Source organism: Nocardioides sp. S5-5 (assembly GCF_054954065.1).
Genome location: NZ_CP199913.1, coordinates 2,854,762 through 2,876,900 on the forward strand (window position 1 = coordinate 2,854,762; position 22,139 = coordinate 2,876,900).

15 protein-coding genes and 1 tRNA gene are annotated in these 22,139 nt (G+C 71.3%); 2 read left to right on the forward strand and 14 right to left on the reverse strand.

From position 1 onward, the window contains the following. Positions 1-61 precede the first annotated feature (61 nt). Positions 62-685, reverse strand: a complete 624-nt coding sequence (locus ACUP6Y_RS13495; RefSeq protein ID WP_462551242.1) for an ANTAR domain-containing response regulator — start codon at positions 683-685, stop codon at positions 62-64. Positions 686-750: 65 nt separating this feature from the next. Between ACUP6Y_RS13495 and ACUP6Y_RS13500 the strand changes: the two genes are divergently transcribed. Both ACUP6Y_RS13500 and ACUP6Y_RS13505 read left to right on the forward strand, forming a co-directional pair. Then, positions 751-823: transfer RNA gene (locus tag ACUP6Y_RS13500), tRNA-Leu, on the forward strand. Continuing rightward, positions 799-1,620, forward strand: coding sequence for a transcriptional regulator (locus ACUP6Y_RS13505; RefSeq protein WP_462551243.1), 822 nt, complete (start codon positions 799-801; stop codon positions 1,618-1,620). Before ACUP6Y_RS13500 ends, ACUP6Y_RS13505 begins: the two co-directional genes overlap by 25 nt. Positions 1,621-1,623: 3 nt before the next feature. Here the strand turns inward: ACUP6Y_RS13505 and pyk are convergent, their stop codons facing one another. The 13 genes from pyk to lgt form a co-directional block, all read right to left on the reverse strand. After that, positions 1,624-3,084 (reverse strand): pyruvate kinase, encoded by a 1,461-nt coding sequence (pyk, locus tag ACUP6Y_RS13510; protein ID WP_462551244.1) that lies wholly within the window; start codon positions 3,082-3,084, stop codon positions 1,624-1,626. Between the two features lie 156 nt (positions 3,085-3,240). After that, positions 3,241-4,710, reverse strand: a complete 1,470-nt coding sequence (locus ACUP6Y_RS13515; RefSeq protein WP_462551245.1) for a glutamate synthase subunit beta — start codon at positions 4,708-4,710, stop codon at positions 3,241-3,243. A 132-nt stretch (positions 4,711-4,842) separates the two neighbouring features. Next, positions 4,843-9,426, reverse strand: coding sequence for a glutamate synthase large subunit (gltB, locus tag ACUP6Y_RS13520; protein WP_462551246.1), 4,584 nt, complete (start codon positions 9,424-9,426; stop codon positions 4,843-4,845). 173 nt (positions 9,427-9,599) lie between these two features. Continuing rightward, complete coding sequence (locus ACUP6Y_RS13525; RefSeq protein ID WP_462551248.1) at positions 9,600-10,454, reverse strand: phosphate ABC transporter ATP-binding protein; 855 nt, start codon at positions 10,452-10,454, stop codon at positions 9,600-9,602. 67 nt (positions 10,455-10,521) lie between these two features. Beyond that, positions 10,522-11,724, reverse strand: coding sequence for an Ig-like domain-containing protein (locus ACUP6Y_RS13530; RefSeq protein WP_462551249.1), 1,203 nt, complete (start codon positions 11,722-11,724; stop codon positions 10,522-10,524). 37 nt (positions 11,725-11,761) lie between these two features. Then, a complete protein-coding gene (locus ACUP6Y_RS13535; protein WP_462551250.1) occupies positions 11,762-12,364 on the reverse strand; it encodes a hypothetical protein in 603 nt (200 codons plus the stop codon). Positions 12,365-12,371: 7 nt separating this feature from the next. Further along, complete coding sequence (locus ACUP6Y_RS13540) at positions 12,372-13,553, reverse strand: substrate-binding domain-containing protein (protein ID WP_462551251.1); 1,182 nt, start codon at positions 13,551-13,553, stop codon at positions 12,372-12,374. A gap of 128 nt (positions 13,554-13,681) precedes the next feature. Then, a complete protein-coding gene (locus tag ACUP6Y_RS13545) occupies positions 13,682-14,584 on the reverse strand; it encodes a sortase domain-containing protein (RefSeq protein ID WP_462551252.1) in 903 nt (300 codons plus the stop codon). Then, positions 14,581-17,319, reverse strand: coding sequence for a hypothetical protein (locus ACUP6Y_RS13550; RefSeq protein ID WP_462551253.1), 2,739 nt, complete (start codon positions 17,317-17,319; stop codon positions 14,581-14,583). The genes ACUP6Y_RS13545 and ACUP6Y_RS13550 overlap by 4 nt, the downstream gene beginning before the upstream one ends. After that, entirely contained in the window at positions 17,316-18,953 is a 1,638-nt protein-coding gene (locus tag ACUP6Y_RS13555) for a substrate-binding domain-containing protein (RefSeq protein WP_462551254.1), read from the reverse strand. Before ACUP6Y_RS13555 ends, ACUP6Y_RS13550 begins: the two co-directional genes overlap by 4 nt. Beyond that, positions 18,950-20,005, reverse strand: coding sequence for a phosphate ABC transporter permease PstA (gene pstA / locus ACUP6Y_RS13560; RefSeq protein ID WP_462551256.1), 1,056 nt, complete (start codon positions 20,003-20,005; stop codon positions 18,950-18,952). Before pstA ends, ACUP6Y_RS13555 begins: the two co-directional genes overlap by 4 nt. Next, the gene (gene pstC, locus ACUP6Y_RS13565; RefSeq protein ID WP_462551257.1) at positions 20,002-20,982 is read right to left on the reverse strand and encodes a phosphate ABC transporter permease subunit PstC; all 981 of its coding nucleotides are present in this window, start codon (positions 20,980-20,982) and stop codon (positions 20,002-20,004) included. Before pstC ends, pstA begins: the two co-directional genes overlap by 4 nt. A 167-nt stretch (positions 20,983-21,149) precedes the next feature. After that, positions 21,150-22,121 carry a prolipoprotein diacylglyceryl transferase gene (gene lgt / locus ACUP6Y_RS13570; RefSeq protein WP_462551258.1) on the reverse strand — a complete coding sequence of 324 codons (972 nt, stop codon included), beginning with the start codon at positions 22,119-22,121 and terminating at the stop codon, positions 21,150-21,152. Positions 22,122-22,139: the final 18 nt, after the last annotated feature.

Sequence of the window (22,139 nt, forward strand, 5' to 3'; positions counted from 1 at the left end):
CGTGGTCCAGGTCACAAATCATGACGAATCTGTTACCTGAACGACGCGAACGTCGGACGATTTACGCCGAAGGACCGCCCGGGACGCCGTGGGCGACCACTCCGTCGGCCACCTCGCGCATCGACATGCGCAGGTCCATGGCCGTCTTCTGGATCCACCGGAACGCCTCGGACTCCGAGAGCGAGAGCTGCTCCTGCAAGATCCCCTTGGCCCGGTCGACCGCCTTGCGCGTCTCCAGCCGCTCGGTGAGGTCGCTGACCTCGTGCTCGAGCTGGCGGATCTCCGCGAACCGGCTCACCGCCATCTCGATCGCCGGCACCAGGTCCGACTGCGAGAACGGCTTGACGAGGTACGACATCGCTCCCGCCTCCCGGGCCCGCTCCACCAGGTCGCGCTGCGAGAACGCCGTCAGCATCACCACCGGCGCGATCCGCTGACCCGCGATCGCCTCGGCCGCCGCGATCCCGTCGAGCACCGGCATCTTCACGTCGAGGATCACCAGGTCGGGCCGCAGTTCCTCTGCCAGCTCGATGGCCTTCTGCCCGTCGCCGGCCTGGCCCACGACGTCGTACCCCTCCTCGGCCAGCATCTCCGCGAGGTCCATCCGGATCAGCGTCTCGTCCTCGGCGATGACCACGGTGCGGTGCTGAGGGGTGGGCTGCTCGGTCGGGGCGGTCTCGGTCACGGGGTCAGGCTATCGGGCCGGGCGGTGCGGGGTCCGGCGAGTGCCTCGGCTACGGTTTTCCAGGCGCCCCGGTATCCCAACGGCAGAGGAAATGTGCTCAAACCACATCAAGTGTGGGTTCGAATCCCACCCGGGGCACTCACCACGGACATGTTTGTGTCGACCCCGTCTCCGATCATCAATGTATGTACTCGGAGGACATCCGCGACGAGGCGGCCAGGCTGAGGACGTCGGGCATGACCTGGGCGTCGGTCTCGGCCGCGCTCGACGTCAGCGTGTCCGCCTTGCTTGAGTGGAAGAGGGATCCGGATGCCCATGTCCGACGGCGTGCTGCCTGCCCGCGGTGCGGCACCGCCCCGCTCGACGGCGCCGCCTATGCCGCGCTGCTCGGCTACTACCTCGGCGACGGCCACATCGCGCGGGCTGCGCGGTACTACGCGCTCCGCATCGCCTGCGACGAGACTTACCCAGGGATCATTGCCGACGTTGCGACCTGTGTCACCGCGGTGCGGCCCGGAATCAGGGTGTTCCTCCCGCGACGCCCCGGATGCGTCAACGTTCAGGCGCACTGGCAGCACTGGCCGTGCCTCTTTCCACAACACGGAGCAGGCCCGAAGCACGAGCGCCCGATCGTGCTGGAGGACTGGCAGCGCGCGATCGTCGAGGACAACCCCGGCCCGTTCCTCCGCGGCCTGTTCCACTCCGACGGATGCCGGGCCAACAACTGGACGCGACGCACGGTCGCGGGGCAGCCGAAGGTCTACCGCTACCCGAGGTGGCAGTTCAGCAATGCCTCGACCGAGATCCGTGAGCTGTGCTGCTGGGCGCTCGACCTGGTCGAGATCCCGTGGCGGCAATCCAACACGCGCGTGATCAGTGTGTCCCGGCGCGAGGCGGTCGCCCGGCTGGACGCGCTCATCGGGTTGAAGTCGTGAGCCTCAGCGCCGCCGGTACGCCGGGGCGACCTCGTTGATCGCGTCGCCCATCCGATGCACCCGCAGCGCGTTGGTGGACCCGGGGATGCCCGGGGGGCTGCCGGCGACGATGACGACGCGGTCGCCCTCCTTGACCCGGCCGATGCGGAGCAGCTCCTCGTCGACCTGGCGGACCATCTCGTCGGTGTGCTCGACGGTGGAGGTCTGGAAGGCCTCGACGCCCCAGCTGACCGCGAGCTGGGAGCGGGAGCGAGCCTCGGGGGTGAAGGCGAGGACGGGGATCGAGCTGCGCAGGCGGGCCAGGCGGCGGGCGGAGTCGCCGGACTGGGTGAAGGCGACGACGTACTTCGCACCGACCCGCTGAGCGACCTCCTCGGCGGCCTTGGTGATCACGCCGGAGGCGGTGTGGGGGTCCCACTCGATGCGGCCGAAGCGACTGAAGCTCTCGTCGACGAGGGCATGCTCCTCGGTGGCGGTGATGATCCGGGCCATCGTCTCGACGGTGTGGACGGGGTGCTCCCCCACGCTGGTCTCGCCCGACAGCATGACGGCGTCGGCGCCGTCGAGGACGGCGTTCGCGACGTCGCTGGCCTCCGCCCGGGTGGGGGCCGGGTTGGTGACCATCGACTCCAGCATCTGGGTGGCCACGATGACCGGCTTCGCATTGCGGCGGGCGGCGACGATGATCTTCTTCTGCAAGAAGGGCACCTCCTCCAGCGGGCACTCCACCCCGAGGTCGCCGCGGGCGACCATGAAGGCGTCGAAGGCGTCGACGACCTCGGCGAGGTTCTCGATGGCCTGCGGCTTCTCGATCTTCGCGATGACGGGGACCACGACGCCCTCCTCGCGCATGATCACGCGCACGTCCTCCGCGTCGGCGGCGTTGCGCACGAAGCTGAGCGCGATGAAGTCGACGCCGAGCCGCAGCGCGAAGCGCAGGTCCTCGGTGTCCTTCTCCGACAGCGCCGGCACGGACACCGCGACACCGGGCAGGTTGATGCCCTTGTGGTTGCTGACCTTGCCGCCGACGAGCACCTCGGTGACGACGTCGGTGTTGGTGACCTCGGTGACGCGCAGCCGGATCTTGCCGTCGTCGATGAGGATCGGGTCGCCGGGGGCGACGTCACCCGGCAGGCCCTTGTACGTCGTGCCACAGACCGTCGCGTCGCCGGCGACGTCGCGCGTGGTGATCGTCCACTGCTGGCCACGGACGAGGGTGACCGGACCGTCGGGGAAGGTCTCGAGCCGGATCTTGGGGCCCTGGAGGTCGGCGAGGATGCCGACGCCGTGGCCGGAGGCGTCCGACGCCGCGCGGACCAGGCGGTAGGCCTCGGCGTGCTGCTCGTGGCTGCCGTGGCTCATGTTCAGCCGGGCGACGTCCATGCCGGCGTACACGAGCTCACGGATCCTCCGCTCCGAGCTGGTGGCCGGACCCAGGGTGCATACGATCTTGGCTCTCCGCACGAGGAGAGCCTATCGGGCTATTGGAACGTGAAAAGCCGACCCGTCGCATACGAACCCTCATCGATGCGTCGACCCGGCGCGTTCTTACCTGGCCTGAGGTAAGAACGCGCCGGGTCGGCGAGAAATCCGGGTAAAGATGAGCCGGGTCGGCGGACGTCAGACCACCAGCGGGCGCGCGGTCGGCGGGATCGGCGCCGGCAGCTGGGTGCTGCCGGTGAGGAAGGCGTCCACCCCGGCGGCGGCCGCCCGGCCCTCGGCGATCGCCCACACGATCAGCGACTGGCCGCGACCGGCGTCACCGGCGACGAAGACGCCCTCGACGTTGGTCGCGTAGTCGTCGTCGCGCTTGATGTTGCCGCGCTCGTCGAGCTCCAGCCCCAGCTGCTCGACCAGGCCGGGCTGCTCGGGACCGAGGAAGCCCATCGCGAACAGGACCAGGTCGGCCGGGATCTCGCGCTCGGTGCCCGCGTGCTCGACCAGCTTGCCACCCTCGAAGGAGACCTCGACCAGGCGCAGTGCCCGGACGTTGCCGTCCTCGTCGCCGAGGAACTCCTGGGTGGACACGGCATACACCCGCTCGCCACCCTCCTCGTGCGCCGAGGAGACCCGGTAGATCATCGGGTACGTCGGCCACGGCTGCCCGTTCGGACGGTCCTCGGTCGGCTGGGGCATGATCTCGAGCTGGGTGATCGAGGCCGCGCCCTGGCGGATCGAGGTGCCCAGGCAGTCGGCGCCGGTGTCGCCGCCGCCGATGATGACGACGTGCTTGCCGTCGGCGCGGATCTGGCTCTCCACCTCCTCGCCGAGAGCGACCCGGTTGGCCTGCGGGAGGAACTCCATCGCCTGGTGGATGCCGCCCAGCTCTCGGCCCGGAACCGGGAGGTCGCGCGGGACGGTGGAGCCGATGGCCACGACGACGGCGTCGAAGCGGTCGATGAGCGCGTCGCCCGTGAGCTTGCCGGTGCCGACCTCGACGCCCGAGCGGAAGACCGTGCCCTCGCGGCGCATCTGGTCCAGCCGGCGCTCGACGTGCTTCTTCTCCATCTTGAACTCGGGGATGCCGTAGCGCAGCAGGCCACCGGGCTGGTCGGCCCGCTCGTAGACCGCCACGGTGTGACCGGCCCGCGTGAGCTGCTGGGCGGCGGCCAGGCCCGCGGGACCGGAGCCGACGACGGCGACGGTCTTGCCGGTCAGCCACTCGGGCGGCTGCGGCCGCACGAAGCCCGACTCGTAGGCCCGGTCGATGATCGAGACCTCGATGTTCTTGATCGTGACCGCCGGCTGGTTGATGCCGAGCACGCAGGCCGTCTCGCAGGGAGCCGGGCAGAGGCGACCGGTGAACTCCGGGAAGTTGTTGGTCGCGTGCAGGCGCTCGATGGCACCGTCCCAGTCATCGCGCCAGACCAGGTCGTTCCACTCCGGGATGATGTTGCCCAGCGGGCAGCCGGAGTGGCAGAACGGGATCCCGCAGTCCATGCAGCGGCTGGCCTGGACGTTGATGATCGGCAGCAGCGCGCGGCCGATCCCGCCCGGGTAGACCTCGTCCCAGTCACCGACCCGCTCCTCGACCGGACGACGCCCGGCCACCTCGCGGGTGTTCTTCAAGAAGCCCTTCGGGTCAGCCATGCTGTGCCCCCTTCTTCATGGACTGACGCCCAATGCGGGAAAGGAATGGAAGGCATCGGACCTCAGCCATGAAGTGCCCCCTTCTTCATGGACTGACGCCCAATGCGGGAAAGGAATGGAAGGCATCGGACCTCAGCCATGAAGTACCTCCATCACTCGTGCAGCGGCAGCGTCGGCGTCGAGGCCCTCGGCCTCGGCGTCGGCCTGGACCGCCAGGACCTTCGCGTAGTCGCGCGGCATGACCTCGGTGAACCGCGGCAGTGCGGCCTCCCAGTCGGCCAGCAGCGCCTCGGCGACCGCGGAGCCGGTCTCCTCGAGGTGCGCGCGGACGATCTGCTCGAGCTCCGCGGCGTAGGTCTCGGACACGGGACGCAGGTCGACCAGTTCGGCGTTGACCCGGAAGTCCTTGAGGTCCAGGACCCAGGCGATGCCGCCCGACATGCCGGCCGCGAAGTTGCGGCCGGTCTTGCCGAGGACGACCACGCGGCCGCCGGTCATGTACTCGCAGCCGTGGTCGCCCACGCCCTCGGTCACGATCGTCGCGCCCGAGTTGCGCACGCAGCACCGTTCGCCCACGCCGCCGCGGATGAAGATCTCACCCGAGGTCGCGCCGTAGGCGATGGTGTTGCCGGCGATGATGTGCTCCTCGGCCCGGAACGTGGCGCTCCGGTCGGGCCGGATCGCGATCCGGCCGCCCGAGAGGCCCTTGCCGACGTAGTCGTTGGCGTCGCCCTCGAGCCGCAGCGTGATGCCGCGGGGCACGAACGCACCGAACGACTGGCCGGCCGAGCCGAGGAACGTCAGGTCGATCGTCCCGTCGGGCAGGCCCGCGCCGCCGTACTTCTTGGTGACCTCGTGGCCGAGGATCGTGCCGACGGTGCGGTTGACGTTGCGGATCGACAGCTGGGCCCGGACCGGCTCGCCGTTCTCGATCGCCGGAGCCGCCAGGGGCAGGATCTCCGTGACGTCGAGCGACTTCTCCAGACCATGCTCCTGACCGCCGGTGTTGCGCAGGTCCTGGTCGGGGAAGTGCGTCTCGGCGATCTCGACCTTGTGCAGGATCGGCGCGAGGTCGAGACCCTTCGCCTTCCAGTGCCGCTCGGCGTCGACCGTGTCGAGCACCTCGACCTGGCCGATGGCCTCCTCGATCGACCGGAAGCCCAGCTGCGCGAGCAGCTCACGGACCTCCTCGGCGATGAACTCGAAGAAGTTCACGACGTACTCGGCCTTGCCGCTGAACCGCGAGCGCAGCGTCGGGTTCTGCGTCGCCACGCCGACCGGACAGGTGTCGAGGTGGCAGACCCGCATCAGGATGCAGCCCGAGACCACCAGCGGGGCGGTCGCGAAGCCGAACTCCTCGGCGCCGAGCAGGGCGGCGATGACCACGTCGCGGCCGGTCTTGAGCTGACCGTCGGTCTGCACGACGATCCGGTCGCGCAGGCCGTTGAGCAGCAGGGTCTGCTGGGTCTCGGCCAGGCCGAGCTCCCAGGGACCGCCGGCGTGCTTGAGCGAGGTCAGCGGCGAGGCACCCGTGCCGCCGTCGTGACCGGAGATCAGTACGACGTCCGCGTGCGCCTTGGACACACCGGCCGCGACCGTGCCGACGCCGACCTCGGAGACCAGCTTCACGTGGACGCGGGCCGACGGGTTGGCGTTCTTGAGGTCGTGGATCAGCTGCGCCAGGTCCTCGATCGAGTAGATGTCGTGGTGCGGCGGCGGGCTGATCAGGCCGACGCCCGGTGTGGAGTGCCGGGTCTTGGCGACCCACGGGTAGACCTTGTTGCCGGGCAGCTGGCCACCCTCACCGGGCTTTGCGCCCTGCGCCATCTTGATCTGGATGTCGTCGGCGTTGGTGAGGTACTCCGAGGTGACGCCGAAGCGGCCGGAGGCGACCTGCTTGATCGAGCTGCGCCGCTCCGGGTCGTACAGCCGCTCGGAGTCCTCGCCGCCCTCGCCGGTGTTGGACTTGGCGCCCAGCCGGTTCATGGCGATGGCCAGGGTCTCGTGCGCCTCGCGCGAGATCGAGCCGTAGGACATGGCGCCGGTCGAGAACCTCGTGACGATGTCGGCCACCGGCTCGACCTCGTCGATCGGGATCGGGGTGCGGCCGAACGCACCGGCGTCCTTGAACCGGAACAGCCCGCGCAGCGTCATCAGCTTCTCGGACTGGTCGTCGACGGCCTTCGTGTACTGCTTGAAGATGTCGTAGCGACCGGTCCGGGTGGAGTGCTGCAGCCGGAACACCGTCTCGGGGTTGAACAGGTGCGGCTCGCCCTCGCGGCGCCACTGGTACTCGCCGCCGATCTCGAGCGCGCGGTGCGCCGGCGCGATGCCGGCCGGCGGGTAGGCCTTGGCGTGCCGCGCGGCGACCTCCTGGGCCACGACGTCGAGCTCGACGCCGCCCAGCTTGGAGGTGGTGCCGGTGAAGTACCGGTCGACGACCGCCTGCGAGAGCCCGATGCACTCGAAGATCTGCGCGCCGGTGTACGACGCCACGGTGCTCACGCCGATCTTGGACATCACCTTCACGACGCCCTTGCCGAGCGCCTTGACGAGGTTCTTGACCGCCTGCTCGGGGTCGGCCTTGACGTAGTAGCCCTCGCGGGCCAGGTCCTCGACGCTCTCCATGGCGAGGTACGGGTTGACCGCCGCCGCGCCGTAGCCGACGAGGAGTGCGACGTGGTGGACCTCGCGGACGTCACCGGCCTCGACGAGCAGACCGACCTGGGTCCGGGTCTTCTCGCGGACCAGGTGGTGGTGGACGGCGCCGGTGAGCAGCAGCGACGGGATCGGCGCGAGGTCGGCCGTGGCGTGCCGGTCGGAGAGCACGATGATCCGCGCGCCGGTCTCGATCGCGGCCGACACCTCCCGGCAGATCTCCTCGAGCCGGGCCGCCATCGCGGCACCGCCGCCGTTGACGTCGTACAGGCCGCGGGCGACGTGGGTCGAGAACCCGGGGTGGTCGCCGTCGCGGTTGATGTGGCGGATCTTGACCAGGTCGTCGTTGGAGATGACCGGGAAGGGCACCACGATCTGGCGACACGACGCCGGGCCGGGCTCGAGCAGGTTGGCCTCAGGGCCGATGGTGCCGTTGAGCGAGGTGACCAGCTCCTCGCGGATGGCGTCCAACGGCGGGTTGGTGACCTGCGCGAACAGCTGGCTGAAGTAGTCGAACAGCAGGCGCGGCTTGTCGCTGAGCGCCGCGATCGGCGTGTCGGTGCCCATCGAGCCGAGCGGCTCGCCGCCGGTGTTGGCCATCGGCGTGAGGATGACCCGCAGCTCCTCCTCGGTGTAGCCGAAGATCTGCTGGCGCCGGGTCACCGAGGCGTGGGTGTGGACGATGTGCTCGCGCTCGGGGATGTCGTCGAGGTGGATGATCCCGCCGTGCAGCCACTCGCCGTACGGACGCTCGGTGGCGAGCTGGTCCTTGACCTCCTCGTCCTCGATGATCCGGTGCTCCTCGGTGTCGACGAGGAACATCCGGCCCGGCTGGAGGCGACCCTTGCGGACCACGGTGGCCGGGTCGAGGTCGAGTACGCCGACCTCGGAGGCGAGGACGACCAGGCCGTCCTCGGTCACCCAGAAGCGCGAGGGGCGCAGGCCGTTGCGGTCGAGGACCGCGCCGATCTGGGTGCCGTCGGTGAACACGACGCACGCCGGGCCGTCCCACGGCTCCATGGTGGCGGAGTGGAAGCGGTAGAAGTCGCGCCGCTTCGCGTCCATCTCGGTGTGGTTCTCCCACGCCTCCGGGATCATCATCAGCACGGCGTGCGGCAGGCTGCGACCACCCATGTGGAGCAGCTCGAGCACCTCGTCGAAGGACGCCGAGTCGGACGCGCCCGGGGTGCAGATCGGGAACAGCCGCTCGAGGTCGCCGGGGATGGCCTCGGAGGCCAGCAGCGCCTCGCGGGCCCGCATCCAGTTGCGGTTGCCCATCACGGTGTTGATCTCACCGTTGTGGGCGATGAACCGGAACGGGTGCGACAGCGGCCAGCTCGGGAAGGTGTTCGTGGAGAACCGCGAGTGGACGACGCCGATCGCCGAGGCCATCCGCTCGTCGCGCAGGTCGGGGAAGAAGTCGTCGAGCTGGTCGGTCGTGAGCATGCCCTTGTAGACCAGGGTGCGCGACGACAGCGACGGGAAGTAGACCTCGGTCTCGTGCTCGGCCCGCTTGCGCAGGCAGAAGGCGAGGCGCTCGAGGTCCATGCCTGCCAGGAGACCAGCACCGTCGGCGCCGCCGGGAGCCTGCACGAACAGCTGGGCGAACGTCGGCATGACGCTGAGCGCCATGGTGCCGAGGATGCTCGGGTTGACCGGGACCTCGCGCCAGCCGAGGACGACGAGGCCCTCCTCGGCGGCGATCTCCTCGATCCGGGTCCGGGTCTTGGCGACCTGGCCCTCGTCGCCGGGCAGGAAGGCCGTGCCCACGGCGTACGTGCCGGCGGCCGGCAGCGCGATCCCCGCCTCGGCGGCGACCGCGCGCAGGAACGCGTCGGGCACCTGCAGCAGGATCCCGGCGCCGTCTCCGGAGTTGGCCTCGGCACCCGCGGCACCGCGGTGGTCCAGGTTGCGAAGGGCTGTCAGGGCCTTCGCCACGATGTCGTGGCTGGCCGTACCGGTCAGCGTCGCGACGAAGGCGACGCCACAGGCGTCGCGCTCGTGACGCGGGTCGTAGAGACCCTCCGGCGGCGGGAACGCGTTGTGCGAAGAGGGCACCAGGGTTCTCCCGTCGACTACGTCTGCGTCCCCGTGGGCCCGCGGGCCGGTGAGGGACGAACAGAAGGTGGGGCGCAAGGGACGGCATTGGCCCACGCGGCGGAGGCTTCAGGTTAGCAGCATGTCAACGCCCTGTGTCCCACCGTTTTCGTCGCCGGACATCCCGGCGCCTGTCAGCCGAATCGTCCGTTGACGTAGTCAGCCGTGCGGGGGTCCTGCGGATTGTCGAAGATCACATCCGTGGGGCCCTGCTCGACGATGACTCCCGGCGTGCCGTGGGCGGCCAGGAAGAAGGCGCACCGGTCGGAGACCCGGGCGGCCTGCTGCATGTTGTGGGTGACGATCACGATGGTCACCTGGGAGCCGATCTCGCGGATCGTCTCCTCCACGACCCGGGTGGAGGTCGGGTCCAGTGCCGAGCACGGCTCGTCCATGAGCAGCACCCGAGGCCGTACGGCGAGCGAGCGGGCGATGCACAGCCGCTGCTGCTGGCCGCCGGAGAGCGCCGAGCCGGGCTGCTTGAGCCGGTCGCGCACCTCGGCCCACAGGCCGGCCCGGGTCAGCGACTCCTCGACCAGCGCGTCCTTGTCGCCGCGGGAGATCTTGGCGCCGGTCAGGCTGAGCCCGGCGAGCACGTTGTCGCGGATGGACATCGCCGGGAACGGGTTCGGCTTCTGGAACACCATCCCGATCGCCTTGCGGGCGTCGGTGAGCCGGCGGTACGGGTCGTAGATGTCCTCGCCGTCGAGGCGGACCTCACCGGCGAGCGCGGCGCTCGGCACCAGCTCGTGCATCCGGTTGAGGATCCGCAGGAAGGTGGACTTGCCGCACCCCGACGGCCCGATCAGCGCGGTGACCTGCCCGGCGGGCATGTCGATGCTGACCCGGTCGAGCACCTTGCGCTGCCCGAACCACGCCGAGACCCGGTCGGCGTCGAGCCGGCCGGGCTGCGCCGCCTTCCCCGCGCCGGCGAGGTGCCGGGCGTCGTCGGTGACCTCCGAGATGACCATGGTGGTGGTGTCGGACACGGTCCGCTCCTTCTCCGGGCGACCGGACCTGCCGCGGGGCAGGTCCGGTCGCCCGGCTTGCTGGTTGCTACTTGACCTTGATCTTGACCTTGGTGCTCGTGCTCGGGTTGACGGTGGCGCTGCCGCCGTAGGCCGCGGTGAGCTTGTGCTTGCCCTTCTTGAGCTTCGGCAGCTTCACGCTCACCGTGCCGCCCGCGCCGAGCGCGACCTGCTTGAGCACCTTGCCCTTGTCGTAGATCGTCACGGTGCCGGCCGGGGTGGCACCGGTCGCCTTGACGCTCACGGTGACCTTGACCTTCTTCGACTTCTTGGCCGTCTTCGGCGCGACCAGGCTCGTCGTCGAGGCCACCGCCGACGGGGCGGGCGCGGGCGCCGTGACCGTCACCGTGCGCGTCGTCGAGCTCGGCTGGGCCTGGCTGGTGCCGCCGTAGGCGATCCTCAGCGTGTGCGCACCCGGCGCGAGCTGGGTGCCGCCGATCGGAAGCGTCGCCGAGCCCCCGGCGCTGAGCGTGCCGGTGGCGAGCGTGGTCGCCCCCTCCGTGACGGTGACCGTGCCGCCGCTGCCGCCCGTGCCGGTGACCGAGGCGACGACCGAGAACGGCGTGCCGTAGGCCACCGTCGCCGGGACGGTCGCGGTGGTCTGGGTCGGCTCCGGGTCGGTCTCGCCGAGCACCGGCGGGGAGGTGAGCGCCCAGGTGCTGCCGGTGACCTTCACGAACGCCGAGGCGTAGGCGTCGCCGACCCCGGCGGCCGTCGACGACGTGCGGAGCCGGATCTCGTAGACGCCGGCCAGGCCCTGCGCGCTCGAGGTGTTCTCGAAGGCCGCGATGTAGTCGGCCAGGCTCTGGTCGCCCGCCGTACTGCCCTTCTGGTACGCCGTGCCGCTCAGGGCGCCCGGCGCGCCCGCGGCCGGGTACGCCGTGGTCGCCGAGAGCTGCTGGCCCGGCCAGGCGCCCTGGTTGGTGGTGGCCTGCGGGGTATGCACGAAGAGGGTCGCGAAGCCGTCGCCCGCACGCAGTGGCGTGGCGGTCGAGGCGTAGGCGACGAACGGGTCGGCGGTGACCGAGCCGGAGGTGACCGGACTGCCGGCCGCGTCGCGCAGCACGAGGTCGGCGACCCGGAGCGGGTCGGCGATGGTCACGTTGTCGCCGTCGTACCAGGCGGCTTCGGGTGGGTCGTCGGCCCGGGCGGCGGTGATGCCGGTCGCGGCCGAGGCCACGAGGGCCGCGCCGAGCAGGCCCACCCACGCCTTTCTGGATCGGATTCTCATGATGTCTCCTCGAAGGTTCGTCGATGATCGCGAGCGGTCAGGAAGGGGTGGGTGCCAGGGCCGCGGCAGCGTCGTCGCACGACGCGTGAGCGCCGTCGACGAGCTCCCAGCGCGAGCCGTCGATCCGCACGTCGGCGGCGTCGTAGCTCGCGGTGTCGGTGCCGACGCCGGGTGCGCCCACCAGGAGGCGGAGCTGGACGTGGCCGGCCCAGGCGGCCGGGAAGGCGGCCGTGAAGGACGCCAGGGTCGTGGACTCCCCGCTCACCCGGGCCGCCGGCCGACCGGGGTCGGCGAGGACGGCGGCCGCCGTCAGGGGCGTCCCGCTGAACTCCTCGGGCAGCACCCCCTCGCGCGGCTGGTAGGCGAACAGGGTCGCGACCGCGCCCGGGACGTCGTAGCCGTCCGGACTGGAGGTCCCGAGCGCGAAGGCCGCGATCGGCTCGTCCACCGCTCCCCCGGTCACCACGCCGCCGTCGGCGTCGCACAGGGTCAGCCGACCGTGCGCGCCCGGGTCGTCGTACGGCGCCGCGGTGGCATGTCCCGTCCACGGCCGCCACACCAGGGCGACGACCACCGCGACCGCCACGACCACCACGACGACCGCGGGCCGGGTGGCCCGTCGCTCCAGCACCGTCGTCATGCTCAGCTCACTGCGTGCCGCGCGACGGGTCGTACGCCGGCTCGACACCGGCAGCGCGCAGCAGCGCCTTGCCGGCCTCGGTGTTGACGAACGGCTCGGGGCCACCGGGGTTGTAGAACAGCGCCTGCACCCAGTTCAGCGTGCTGCCGGGCTGCCAGGGCTCGTCGCTCTGGTAGTCGGACTCGCGGAACACGGCGTTGTAGGCGAAGTCGGTGCCGAAGGGCTGGGCGAGGCTCTTCACCCCGGTGCTGTCGGGGTCGAGCAGCTTGATGCCGGCGGCGGTGAGGGCGGTGCGGTCCTCGGTGGAGGAGTAGGTGTTGATGCCGCCGTTGGGCGAGTCGGCGTAGTAGCCGGCCCCGAGCAGCCGGAACCGACCGCGCGGGAACGGGACGATCGCGTTCTTGCGCTCGGCCTCGCTCAGGCCGGTGATGGCGGTCGGGTCGTTCTGCTGGACGATCCGCAGGCCGGCGGCCGGGACGAAGTTCGAGCCCTTGAGCCGGGTCAGCTCCTTGGTGAAGATGCTGAGCATGCCCGCGGTCGAGGGCAGGTAGAGCGGGATGATGTCCGCGGTCGGGGCGGCGCCCGCGTAGCCGGGGATGTCGCCCCACTTCTTGTAGGTGCCCTCGTAGATCTTGACCACGTCGTCGCCGCTCAGCGTGGCCGGGGCGTTGGTCACCGTGGCGGTCGCGATCAGGTCGCGGTCGAGGGCCACCCGGACGGTACGCAGCCGGGTGTGGATGTTGCTCTCGGCGGCGGTCTGCTGGTCGGTGGTGGGGTTGTTGGGGCTGCGGGCGACGTCGATCCAGCCGGGCTCGTCGCGCGTCAGGTTGTTGAGTCCGCCGTTGCCGCCGCTGGGGCGGGTGACGTTGTCGGCGCCCGCGCGCAGCACGATCGTCGGGTTGGCCACGGTCTCCGAGCCCGACAGGTAGGCACTGCGGCCGTTGGCGTCACCCGACGAGTCGAAGTTGATGAACCGCCACTTGTTGCCGGCCGTGTTGTAGCCGGGCAGCTCGTGATAGCCGTCCGCCAGGAAGTTGAACGCGTTCTGCTGGATGTCGGAGCCGACCGAGACGACGTCCTTGGGCTGCGGCCCGAGGTCGGCTTCGGCAGGGGCGAGCGCAAGGACGAGCGAGCCGGCGGTCGTCAGACCGATCAGCGCCGTCGCCGCAGCATGCCGTCTGGTGAACATGAGTGGCCTTTCTGTAGTAACTAACTTGAGTTACCCGAGTAGAGGGACGATAGGACTCCGGACAGGCCCCGCGCAGCGTGTCCCGTGATCCGGACGCGAGGCTTCACCTGGCACCGGTGACAGGCTGGTCAGATCAGTCCCGGGGTGAGTCGGGTCGCGATCGACGAGACCAGCCACAGGGCGGCCACGACGACCGGTACGCCGGCGATCCAGGCCGCCGTCGTCGACCACCGCCGCCAGGCCCACAGCAGGCCCGCGAGCGAGACCGCGAGGACCTGCAGGGACAGCGCCAGCAGGCCGAGCGTGCCGGCGTCGAGCCGCCCGCTCATGCCCGTGGTCTCCGGATCGGCCGGACCGACCGGGCCGCCGACCACGGCCGTGCCCTGCAGCAGGGCGTCGACGTAGACGGTGTCGGCCGGCCGCAGCGCGCCGAGACCGGCCCGGCCGCCGGCGGTGACCAGGATCAGCCGCGACTGGCCCTCGCCCGGTGGCGCGGGCACGGGGTCGCCCTTGTGACGCACCCGCTCGACGGCGTAGTGGAAGGTGCCCTGCGCGGTCGTGACGGTGACGACCTCGCCGGGACGCAGGGAGCCGATCTGCGCGAAGGGCGCGCCGAACGAGATCGACCGTCCGCGCAGCACGCTGACGCCGGCCTGGCCGGGCAGCACGGTGCCCTGGAGATGGCCCGGGCCGTCCTGCAGCTGCTCGTTGCGGGTGCCCTCCACGACGACCACGGAGTCCAGGCCCAGCGCGGGCAGGTCCAGCAGCGCGACCGGTGCGCCGAGGGCGACGGGCGCGCCGGTGGGCGCGGTGCCCTCGGCCAGCTGGGTGCGCAGCTCGCCGTACAGGCCACGCTGGGCGTGGGCCTGCTCGAACCCGCTGAGCAGCGTGAAGTAGACCAGGAGCCAGCCCGCGAGCAGCGCGAGCAGGAACAGCCCCGAGGAGCCCGCCAGGCGGTGGTCCGGCCCGGTGGACCGGGGCGGCGGCGAGGCGTCGACCGGCTCGCTGCGCAGCAGGGTCAGCTCGCTCATGGCGCCGCCCTGCGCCGGACCAGGCCCCACGCGCCGCGGGCCAGCCCGCGGATCTCGGCCGACCAGCGCACCACCACGCCGGCCAGGGCGGCCAGCAGCACCAGCACGGGCAGGGTGAGCACGCCGTAGCTGCCGAACGGCGAGTACTCCCCCGCCGTCGGCACCACGGCCGCGTCGACCACCGCGGGCGCCGCCGCCGGAGCCGCCGCGGCCGGTTCGGCGGCCGGCACCGCCGCCGGGGGTACGACGACCGCCGGCCCGGCCGCGGCCGGCGGCTGCTTCTTGCCCCCGGACGCCTCCTCCTTCACCTTCGTGGGCGCGGCGCAGGCGGTCTTCACCTTCGGCGCGGCCGCGTCCAGGGCCGGCAGCTCTCCCGACTGCGCCGCCACGACGGCGGCCACGGTGAGCGTGCGCGCCCGCAAGGTCCCCAGCCCGTGGGCGGCGTTGAGCGGGAGGTAGCCCTCGGGCAGCTCCCCGTTGGCCGAGCCCCTGGTCTGACCGTCGGTCATCGCGTAGCACAGCAGCTTCTGCAGGCGCCGCGCCGTGGGCGCGGCCAGGCCGCTGGTCGGCACGTCGACATAGACCGGCATCGCGCCCGGATAGGCCGCCTTGCCGGTCGTCGCGAGCTCGTGGTAGGCCAGCTCCCAGTCGGAGGCGGTCTCGTCGGGTCGCAGCAGCGCCGCGGCGGCGTCCAGGCCGGCGTCGTCGGCGGTGACGAAGGTGTCGTCGGCGGTCTCGAGTCGCGCGGCCCGCAGGCTGTAGCGAGACACCGCCGAGAGCGGCACGATCCCGAGCACGAAGCGGTGCCCGACCTGCTGGCGTCCCTGCTGCTTGAGCGCGAGCTGGCTCAGGTCGCCCGCGTCGTCGGCGTTGCACCGGGTCCGGGCGCCGGAGACGGCGTACTGCAGGTTCTGCAGGATGGTGCCGACATTCGCGACCGGGTTGGCCACCAGCGCGAGGTACGGCGCGGGGCTGCGGTTGTAGCAGATGTTGACCGGGCTGCTGGTGATCTTGTCGAGCGCGGTCTGGTCGTCGAGCGGCCAGTTGTCGAGCAGCGGCCAGGACTCCACCGGCAGCTCGATGCCGCGGTAGGCCGGGTTGACCTTCATCCCCCACGGGTCCGCCTCGCCGTCCAGCCAGGCCCGGGCGTCCGGGTCGGCGTCGACGTACCGGGTCAGCGCCCACATCAGGTCGGCATCGGTGGCCAGGCTCTGCAGGGTCGCCTCCGCCTCGACCACCGACGACGACGGGAGCCCCGGGTTGAGGGTCGTGAACTCCGGGTCGGCGAGCAGGTTGAGCGGGTTGCCCTTCAGGCCGGGGTGGCCGTCCTTGATGACCGGGAGCGCGGAGTACGACTGGGAGAGCAGCTTCGCGATCAGCCGGGCGTCGAGCCGGAGGTCGTCGTACGGGCGGCCGTCGGCGCCGTCGACCGCGTACCCGATCGCCCAGCCGGTGAGGGTGAGCGGCGCCCGCGCGACCGAGCGCGTGTAGCCGCCGGAGCGGGGCGCGGTGCCGAGCGCGGCGTCGATGTCGCCGTTGTCGAGCAGGTTGCGCGCCGCGCCGTCGGCGGCCTGGACGTGGTTGAACGCGAAGAGCGACTTGTCGGTGCAGAACCTCGGCTGCCACGACGCGGTGAGCTCGTTGAGCGCGACCGAGCCGTACAGCGGCTGCGGCTCGGCGCCGCCGACGACGTCGCAGACGTCGCCCGTGGCGGCGAAGTGCAGCGGGACGGTGATCCGGTTGCGCCAGTTCGACGCCGACCACCACATCGACCCGGCGGCCGCCGGGTTGGCCGCCTCGACGCCGATGGACTGCCCGGCCTCGTACCTGTCCGGGGCGCGGCACGCCGCGTCGGCGCTGGCCGCCTTGGTCTCGCTCAGCCGGCGCTCGGCCGGCAGGGCGGTGCCGTAGGCGTCGCAGCTGATGCCGACGACGGGGACGGCGACGAGGGCGCACTCGACGGTGGCCGAGCAGCCCAGCGAGGCGTTCTCGTCCTTGGTCCAGACCGCGAACTGCGCGCTGCCCTTCCCCTCCGTCCCGGTGATCCCGTACACGGTGTTGGTGGGCAGGCCGCCGCTCCCGCTCTCGTCGGACTCGGGCGCGGTCTTGATGCAGCCCAGCCCCGGGCTGGGCCCGCCGTAGTACACCGTGCCGTCGGCCGCGCGGAACGGCAGCCAGCGCTCGGCGGGCGGCAGCCGCCGCGGGCAGGAGGCGGGGCGGTCGGCGGGGGCGCTCACGATCGCCTCGCGGTCGTCGGCCGCGGCGTACAGGTCCGAGCGCCAGGGCGGTACGCCGAGGGCGTCGTCGGGGAAGTACCGCTCCGCGGCCGTCTGCGTCCAGCAGGTCTCCGGCGTGAGCCGCTCCTGGCCCGCGGCCAGGCCGGCCTCGCGGTCGACCCCGCGGCACTGCAGCAGCACGAACGGGTACTCCTGCAGCCGGCCCGACGCCGAGTTCGGGTCGCTCACGACACCGCCGGTGGGCTGGGCGCCCTCCCACGTGACGCGCACCTCCTGGCGCCCGCGCAGGTTCTCGGTCTCGGAGACGCGCAGGGTCACGTCGCGGCTGGCGACCTGCTCCTCGGTCCCGTCGGCGGCGACGAGGACACGCTTCGCGGTCACGCTCGCGCTGACTCCGGCCGCCTCGGCGGCGGGGACCCCGAGTCCCACCGGTACGCCGACCACCGCCGAGGCGGCGACGAGGATCGCGGCGAACGCGACCCGGATCCGGGCCCTCACCGGCGTGCCCGTCCGACCAGCGCGCCGACCGCGCCCGGGATGACGAGCACTCCGAGGAACAGGCCGATCACCAAGGCGGTGAGCACCCGGGGCGGACCGGCATGCGCGTCCGCCGCCAGCGTCACCGGTACGACGGCCCCCGCCTCACCTCCACCGGTCGTGCTCGTCGCGGGCAGCCCGAGGTCGCCCTGGGCCCCCTCGACCGGCGCGGCGACGACATCGGTCGTCGGCCCCGGGTCGGTGGGTGCGGCCGTGGCGCTGGGGGGCGCCGTACCGGAGGACTTGTCACCCTTCGTGCCCTTGCCGCCGGGGTTCTCGTTGAACGAGCCCTCGGCGCCCGTGCAGGGATCGTTGCCGACCTTGTCGCACTCCGGCGGGTTGGGGGCGATCTGCGCGAGGTGGTTCACGGCCGGCTGGTCCTTGATGAAGGTCGGGTTGTTGCAGGTGCTCACGTCGCGCTGGGTGAGGTCGACCGCCGGGTCGGCGGTCTTGAGCTTCCCGATCTGCTCGAAGCCGGCCTGGACCAGGTTGATCGGCAGCGGGGAGTAGCCGATCGGCCCGATCTCGGACTGGCCCTGGCAGATGGAGTGGTAGAGGAAGTCGGCGATGGTCTGCCGCTTCGCGGTCGTCATCCGGCTGTCACTCGCCGAGGTCGGGACGATCGCGTAGACGTACGACGACAGCGGGTAGGTCCGCTTGTCCGGGTTGACGTAGACACCGTCGAGCTTCTGGGTGAGGTAGTCGATCGACGTCTTGTCGCCGTTGATCTCGGCCTTGGTCAGGGCCACCGCGACGTTGTACTGCGTCGGCAGCGTGAAGTAGCCCGCCGCGTTGAGCATCTTGGCGACCGGGAAGTTCGCCATCAGCGGGTAGGAGTACTCCTCCATCGCGATCGCGCCGTTGGCGTTGGCCGACTTCACGTAGTTCATCACGCCGTCCGATCCGGCCTGGGCCTTCTGCGAGCCGTGCGCCTGCCCACAGTTGAGCGGGAAGTAGTCGGTGGGCGCGGCCTTGCCGTTGCAGGCCTGCCAGATCGAGGGGTACGCCGCGGTCAGCCAGGTCGTGAACTGGTTGGTCACACCGGCGCCGTCGGCCCGCACCACCGGGATGATCGGGATCGAGGGCAGCGCCTTGCCGTTGTTGTCCTTGGTGATCGCGGCGTCGTTCCAGTTGGTGATCTGGTTGGTGAAGATCTTCGCGATGCTCTCGCCCGACAGCCGGATGTTGCGGACCAGCTTGCCGCCGACCTCGACGTGGTAGGGGAACGAGGTGCCGCCCGAGACGATCGGCAGGTAGGCGTACTCGCGCCCCAGCGAGGTGTCCGGCTGGCCGGTCGTCGGGTCCTTGCCGCGGTACGGCGAGTCGGTGACCCCGAAGTCCGTGGACTTGTTGGCGTAGTCCTTGCGCCCCTGGGCCGCGCCGTTGGCCGTGTAGACCACCTTCATGCCCTGGTTGGCGACGTCGGCCACCCACTGGTTGACGGCGTTGGCGGCCCAGGAGGAGCCCGAGCCCTGGATCAGGGCGTGCGGGGCGAGGGCACTCGCCGCGCCGGGGCCGGCGAGCACTCCGAGCAGGAGCGCGATCGCGCCGGCGAGGAGCCGGACCACACGGGTCGGGCGGAGTCGGAGGTTCATCGGTTCTTCCTTCCCCTGGCCGCCAGCCGGGCGAGCAGGAACAGCGAGAGGACGACCGCGAGCAGGACCGTCGCCGCGGCGTACGCGCGCTGCTCCATCTGCGGGCTGCCGGTGCTCACGGCCGCGTAGACGAAGAGCGGCAGCGAGTTCATCGGGTTGTGGGTGGGGTCGGCGTTGAGGAAGGTCGAGGCGCCGGAGGTCAGCAGCAGCGGCGAGGTCTCGCCGACGGCGCGGGCGACACCGAGGATGAGGGCGGTCGCGAGCCCGGGCCGGGCCGTCGGCAGCACGACCTTCCACACCGTCTGCCACCGCCCCGCGCCGAGGGCGTAGGACGCCTCACGCAGTCCGTTCGGCACCACCCGGAGGACGACCTCGCTGGCGCGCGCCATGATCGGCAGCGCCATCACGGCCAGCGCCAGGGCGGCCGCGAGGCCGCTGGTGGGCATGCCGAGCTTGACGATGCACACCGTGTAGACGAACAGGCCGGCGACGATCGAGGGCAGCGCGGTCATCGCCTCGACGACCGTGCGCACCAGCACCGCGCCGCGACCACCGACCTCCGAGACGTAGACGGCGGTGGCGAGCCCGAGTGGCATCGCGATGGCGACCGCGATCGCCACCTCGATGACGGTGCCGAGGATGGCGTGGCCGATGCCGCCGAGCGTGAACGGGTCGTCGGCCCGCACACCGGACATGTCGTCGAAGAGGAAGTTGAGGTGACTCAGCGCGGGCAGGCCCTTGAGCACGGTCGTCACCACCGTGCTCAGCACGGCCAGGCCGACCAGGGTCGGCGCCGCGATCACCACCGCGCTGACCACCCGGTCGAGGACGACCTGGCGGGGCTGGGCCAAGCCGGTCAGCGCGGCATAGAAGGCCACGAAGACGCCGAACCAGACCAGCACGAAGCCGACCGTCCCCGAGAACGGGAGGATCTGGGTGTAGAGCAGCCAGGTGGTCGCCGTACCGCCGGCGAGAGCGCCGAGCAGCGTCCACCGGTCCTCCGGCGTACGACGGCCGGCCCGGCGCAGCTCCTCCTCGATCCCGGCGCTCACAGCTCGGTCACCCCGCCCCCGCGCGAGCGGGCGACGACGACCGCGGCCAGGCTGTTGACGGCCAGCGTCATCACGAACAGCACGAAGCCGGCGCTCAGCAGCGCCGAGAGCTGGGCGGGCGAGGCCTCCTTGAAGCCGGAGGCGATCAGCGCCGAGATGGTCGAGGTCCCGGACTCCAGGACGTACGGCTTGATCTCGTAGGCCTGCGAGATCACCAGCACCACGGAGATGGTCTCGCCGAGCGCCCGGCCGAGGGCGAGCATGGTGCCGCCGATGATCCCGCCGCGACCGAACGGCAGCACCACCGTGCGCACCATCGCCCAGCGGGTGGCGCCGAGCGCGAGCGCGGCCTCCTTCTCCCCCACCGGCGCCTCGGAGAACACCTCGCGCATCACCGAGGTCGCCATCGGGAAGATCATCATCGTCACGGCGAGGGCGGCGATGGCCGCGGAGCCGGCGTACGACGGGTAGCCCGGGGCCTGGTTCCAGATCGGGTAGTCGACGTCGGTGCGGACGTGGAAGATCGGGATCCAGCCGAAGTGCTTGCTGATCCAGTGGTTGACCTGCGCGGCGTGCGGCTGCACGACGAGCAGCACCCACAGTCCGAACACGATGCCCGGCACCGCGGCCATCAGGTCGACCAGCCGCACCAGCAGCGGTCGCAGCCGGGCCGGCGCCCAGTCCGTGATGAACAGCGCGGTGAGCAGCGAGAGCGGGAAGGCCAGCGCGAGCGCGATCAGCGCGACCTGGAGCGTGCCGACCACGACCGCGGCGATGCCGACGATGTCCTGGCTCGGCAGCCAGCGGTACTCGGTGAGGAAGGACAGCCCGTAGTGCTCGAGTGTCGGGATCGACTGCAGACCGAGGAAGACGCCGATGCCGGAGGTGATGGCCAGCACCACGAAGGCCAGCGCCCGGGTGGCCTGCAAGAACACCCGGTCCTGGACCGAGTGGCGCACCGGCAGTGCCCGGGGCATGTCTTCGGAGGGGTCCGGATCCGGATGCTCCGGAGGTGACGCCGGGGGCGTCGGGACGACGACGTGCGACATGAAGGGGGCACCCCTACCCGCTCATGGCCCCCGATGGCCGATCCAATGACGTACTAAGTCTAGTGGATCGACTGGATTAAGTTGTTAGGTTCGGATCAGATGGTGGACGAGTCCTCGTCGCCGGTCTCGGCCGGCTCGGTCTCGGCCGGCTCGGTCTCGGCCGGCTCCCGCCCGTCGACGTACACCTGCTCCTCGCGCCCGGGCCGGTTCCTGGTGGCCCACACGAAGTACCCGGCGGCGGCCACGAACAGCACGATCGAGGTCCACACGTTGAACCGCAGGCCGAAGACGTTCTCGAGCTGGACGTTGTCGACGCGGAGGTACTCGATCCAGCCGCGGCCCAGGGTGTAGGCCATGACGTAGACCGCCATCACCCGGCCGTGGCCGAGGCGGAAGCGGCGCTCGAGCCACACGATGACGGCGAAGGCGGCGAGGTTCCACAGGCACTCGTAGAGGAAGGTCGGGTGGAAGACGACGCCGTCGGCGTAGGGTCCGCCGAGCGCGGTCCCACAGCCGGCGCCGCTGGTCTGCACGCCGTCGACGAGGCACTGCCAGTGCTTCTCCTGGATCTCCAGGCCCCACGGCAGGTCGGTCGGGCGGCCGTAGAGCTCCTGGTTGAACCAGTTGCCCCAGCGGCCGATCGCCTGCGCGACCAGGACGCCCGGCGCGAGCGCGTCGAGCAGCGGCAGCACCTTGATGCCGCGGCGGCGGGCACCGATCCAGGCGCCGAGGGCGCCGAGGGCGACGCCGCCCCAGATGCCGAGACCGCCCTCCCAGACGTAGAGGGCCTTGACCGGCTCGCCCCCGGAGCCGAAGTACTTCTCCCAGTCCGTGGCGACGTGGTAGGCGCGGGCGCCGACCAGGCCGAACGGGACCGCCCAGATCGCGACGTCCTGGACCTCGCCGAGGGTGCCGCCACGGGCCTGCCAGCGCTTCTCCCCGATCCAGATCGCGACGACGATGCCGAGGATGATGCACAGGGCGTAGCCGCGCAGCGGGAACGGCCCGAGATGCCACACGCCCTGCGACGGGCTGGGGATCGTGGCAGCGATGAGGGCGGGAAGCACGGCGACTCCTGGTCGGGT

Coding starts and splice junctions, on each gene's coding strand:
- ACUP6Y_RS13530 (WP_462551249.1), bottom strand. CDS start 11,724: ATGAGAATCCGATCCAGAAAGGCGTGGGTGGGCCTGCTCGGCGCGGCC.
- ACUP6Y_RS13540 (WP_462551251.1), bottom strand. CDS start 13,553: ATGTTCACCAGACGGCATGCTGCGGCGACGGCGCTGATCGGTCTGACG.
- ACUP6Y_RS13545 (WP_462551252.1), bottom strand. CDS start 14,584: ATGAGCGAGCTGACCCTGCTGCGCAGCGAGCCGGTCGACGCCTCGCCG.
- ACUP6Y_RS13555 (WP_462551254.1), bottom strand. CDS start 18,953: ATGAACCTCCGACTCCGCCCGACCCGTGTGGTCCGGCTCCTCGCCGGC.
- ACUP6Y_RS13535 (WP_462551250.1), bottom strand. CDS start 12,364: ATGACGACGGTGCTGGAGCGACGGGCCACCCGGCCCGCGGTCGTCGTG.
- pstC (WP_462551257.1), bottom strand. CDS start 20,982: ATGCCCCGGGCACTGCCGGTGCGCCACTCGGTCCAGGACCGGGTGTTC.
- ACUP6Y_RS13515 (WP_462551245.1), bottom strand. CDS start 4,710: ATGGCTGACCCGAAGGGCTTCTTGAAGAACACCCGCGAGGTGGCCGGG.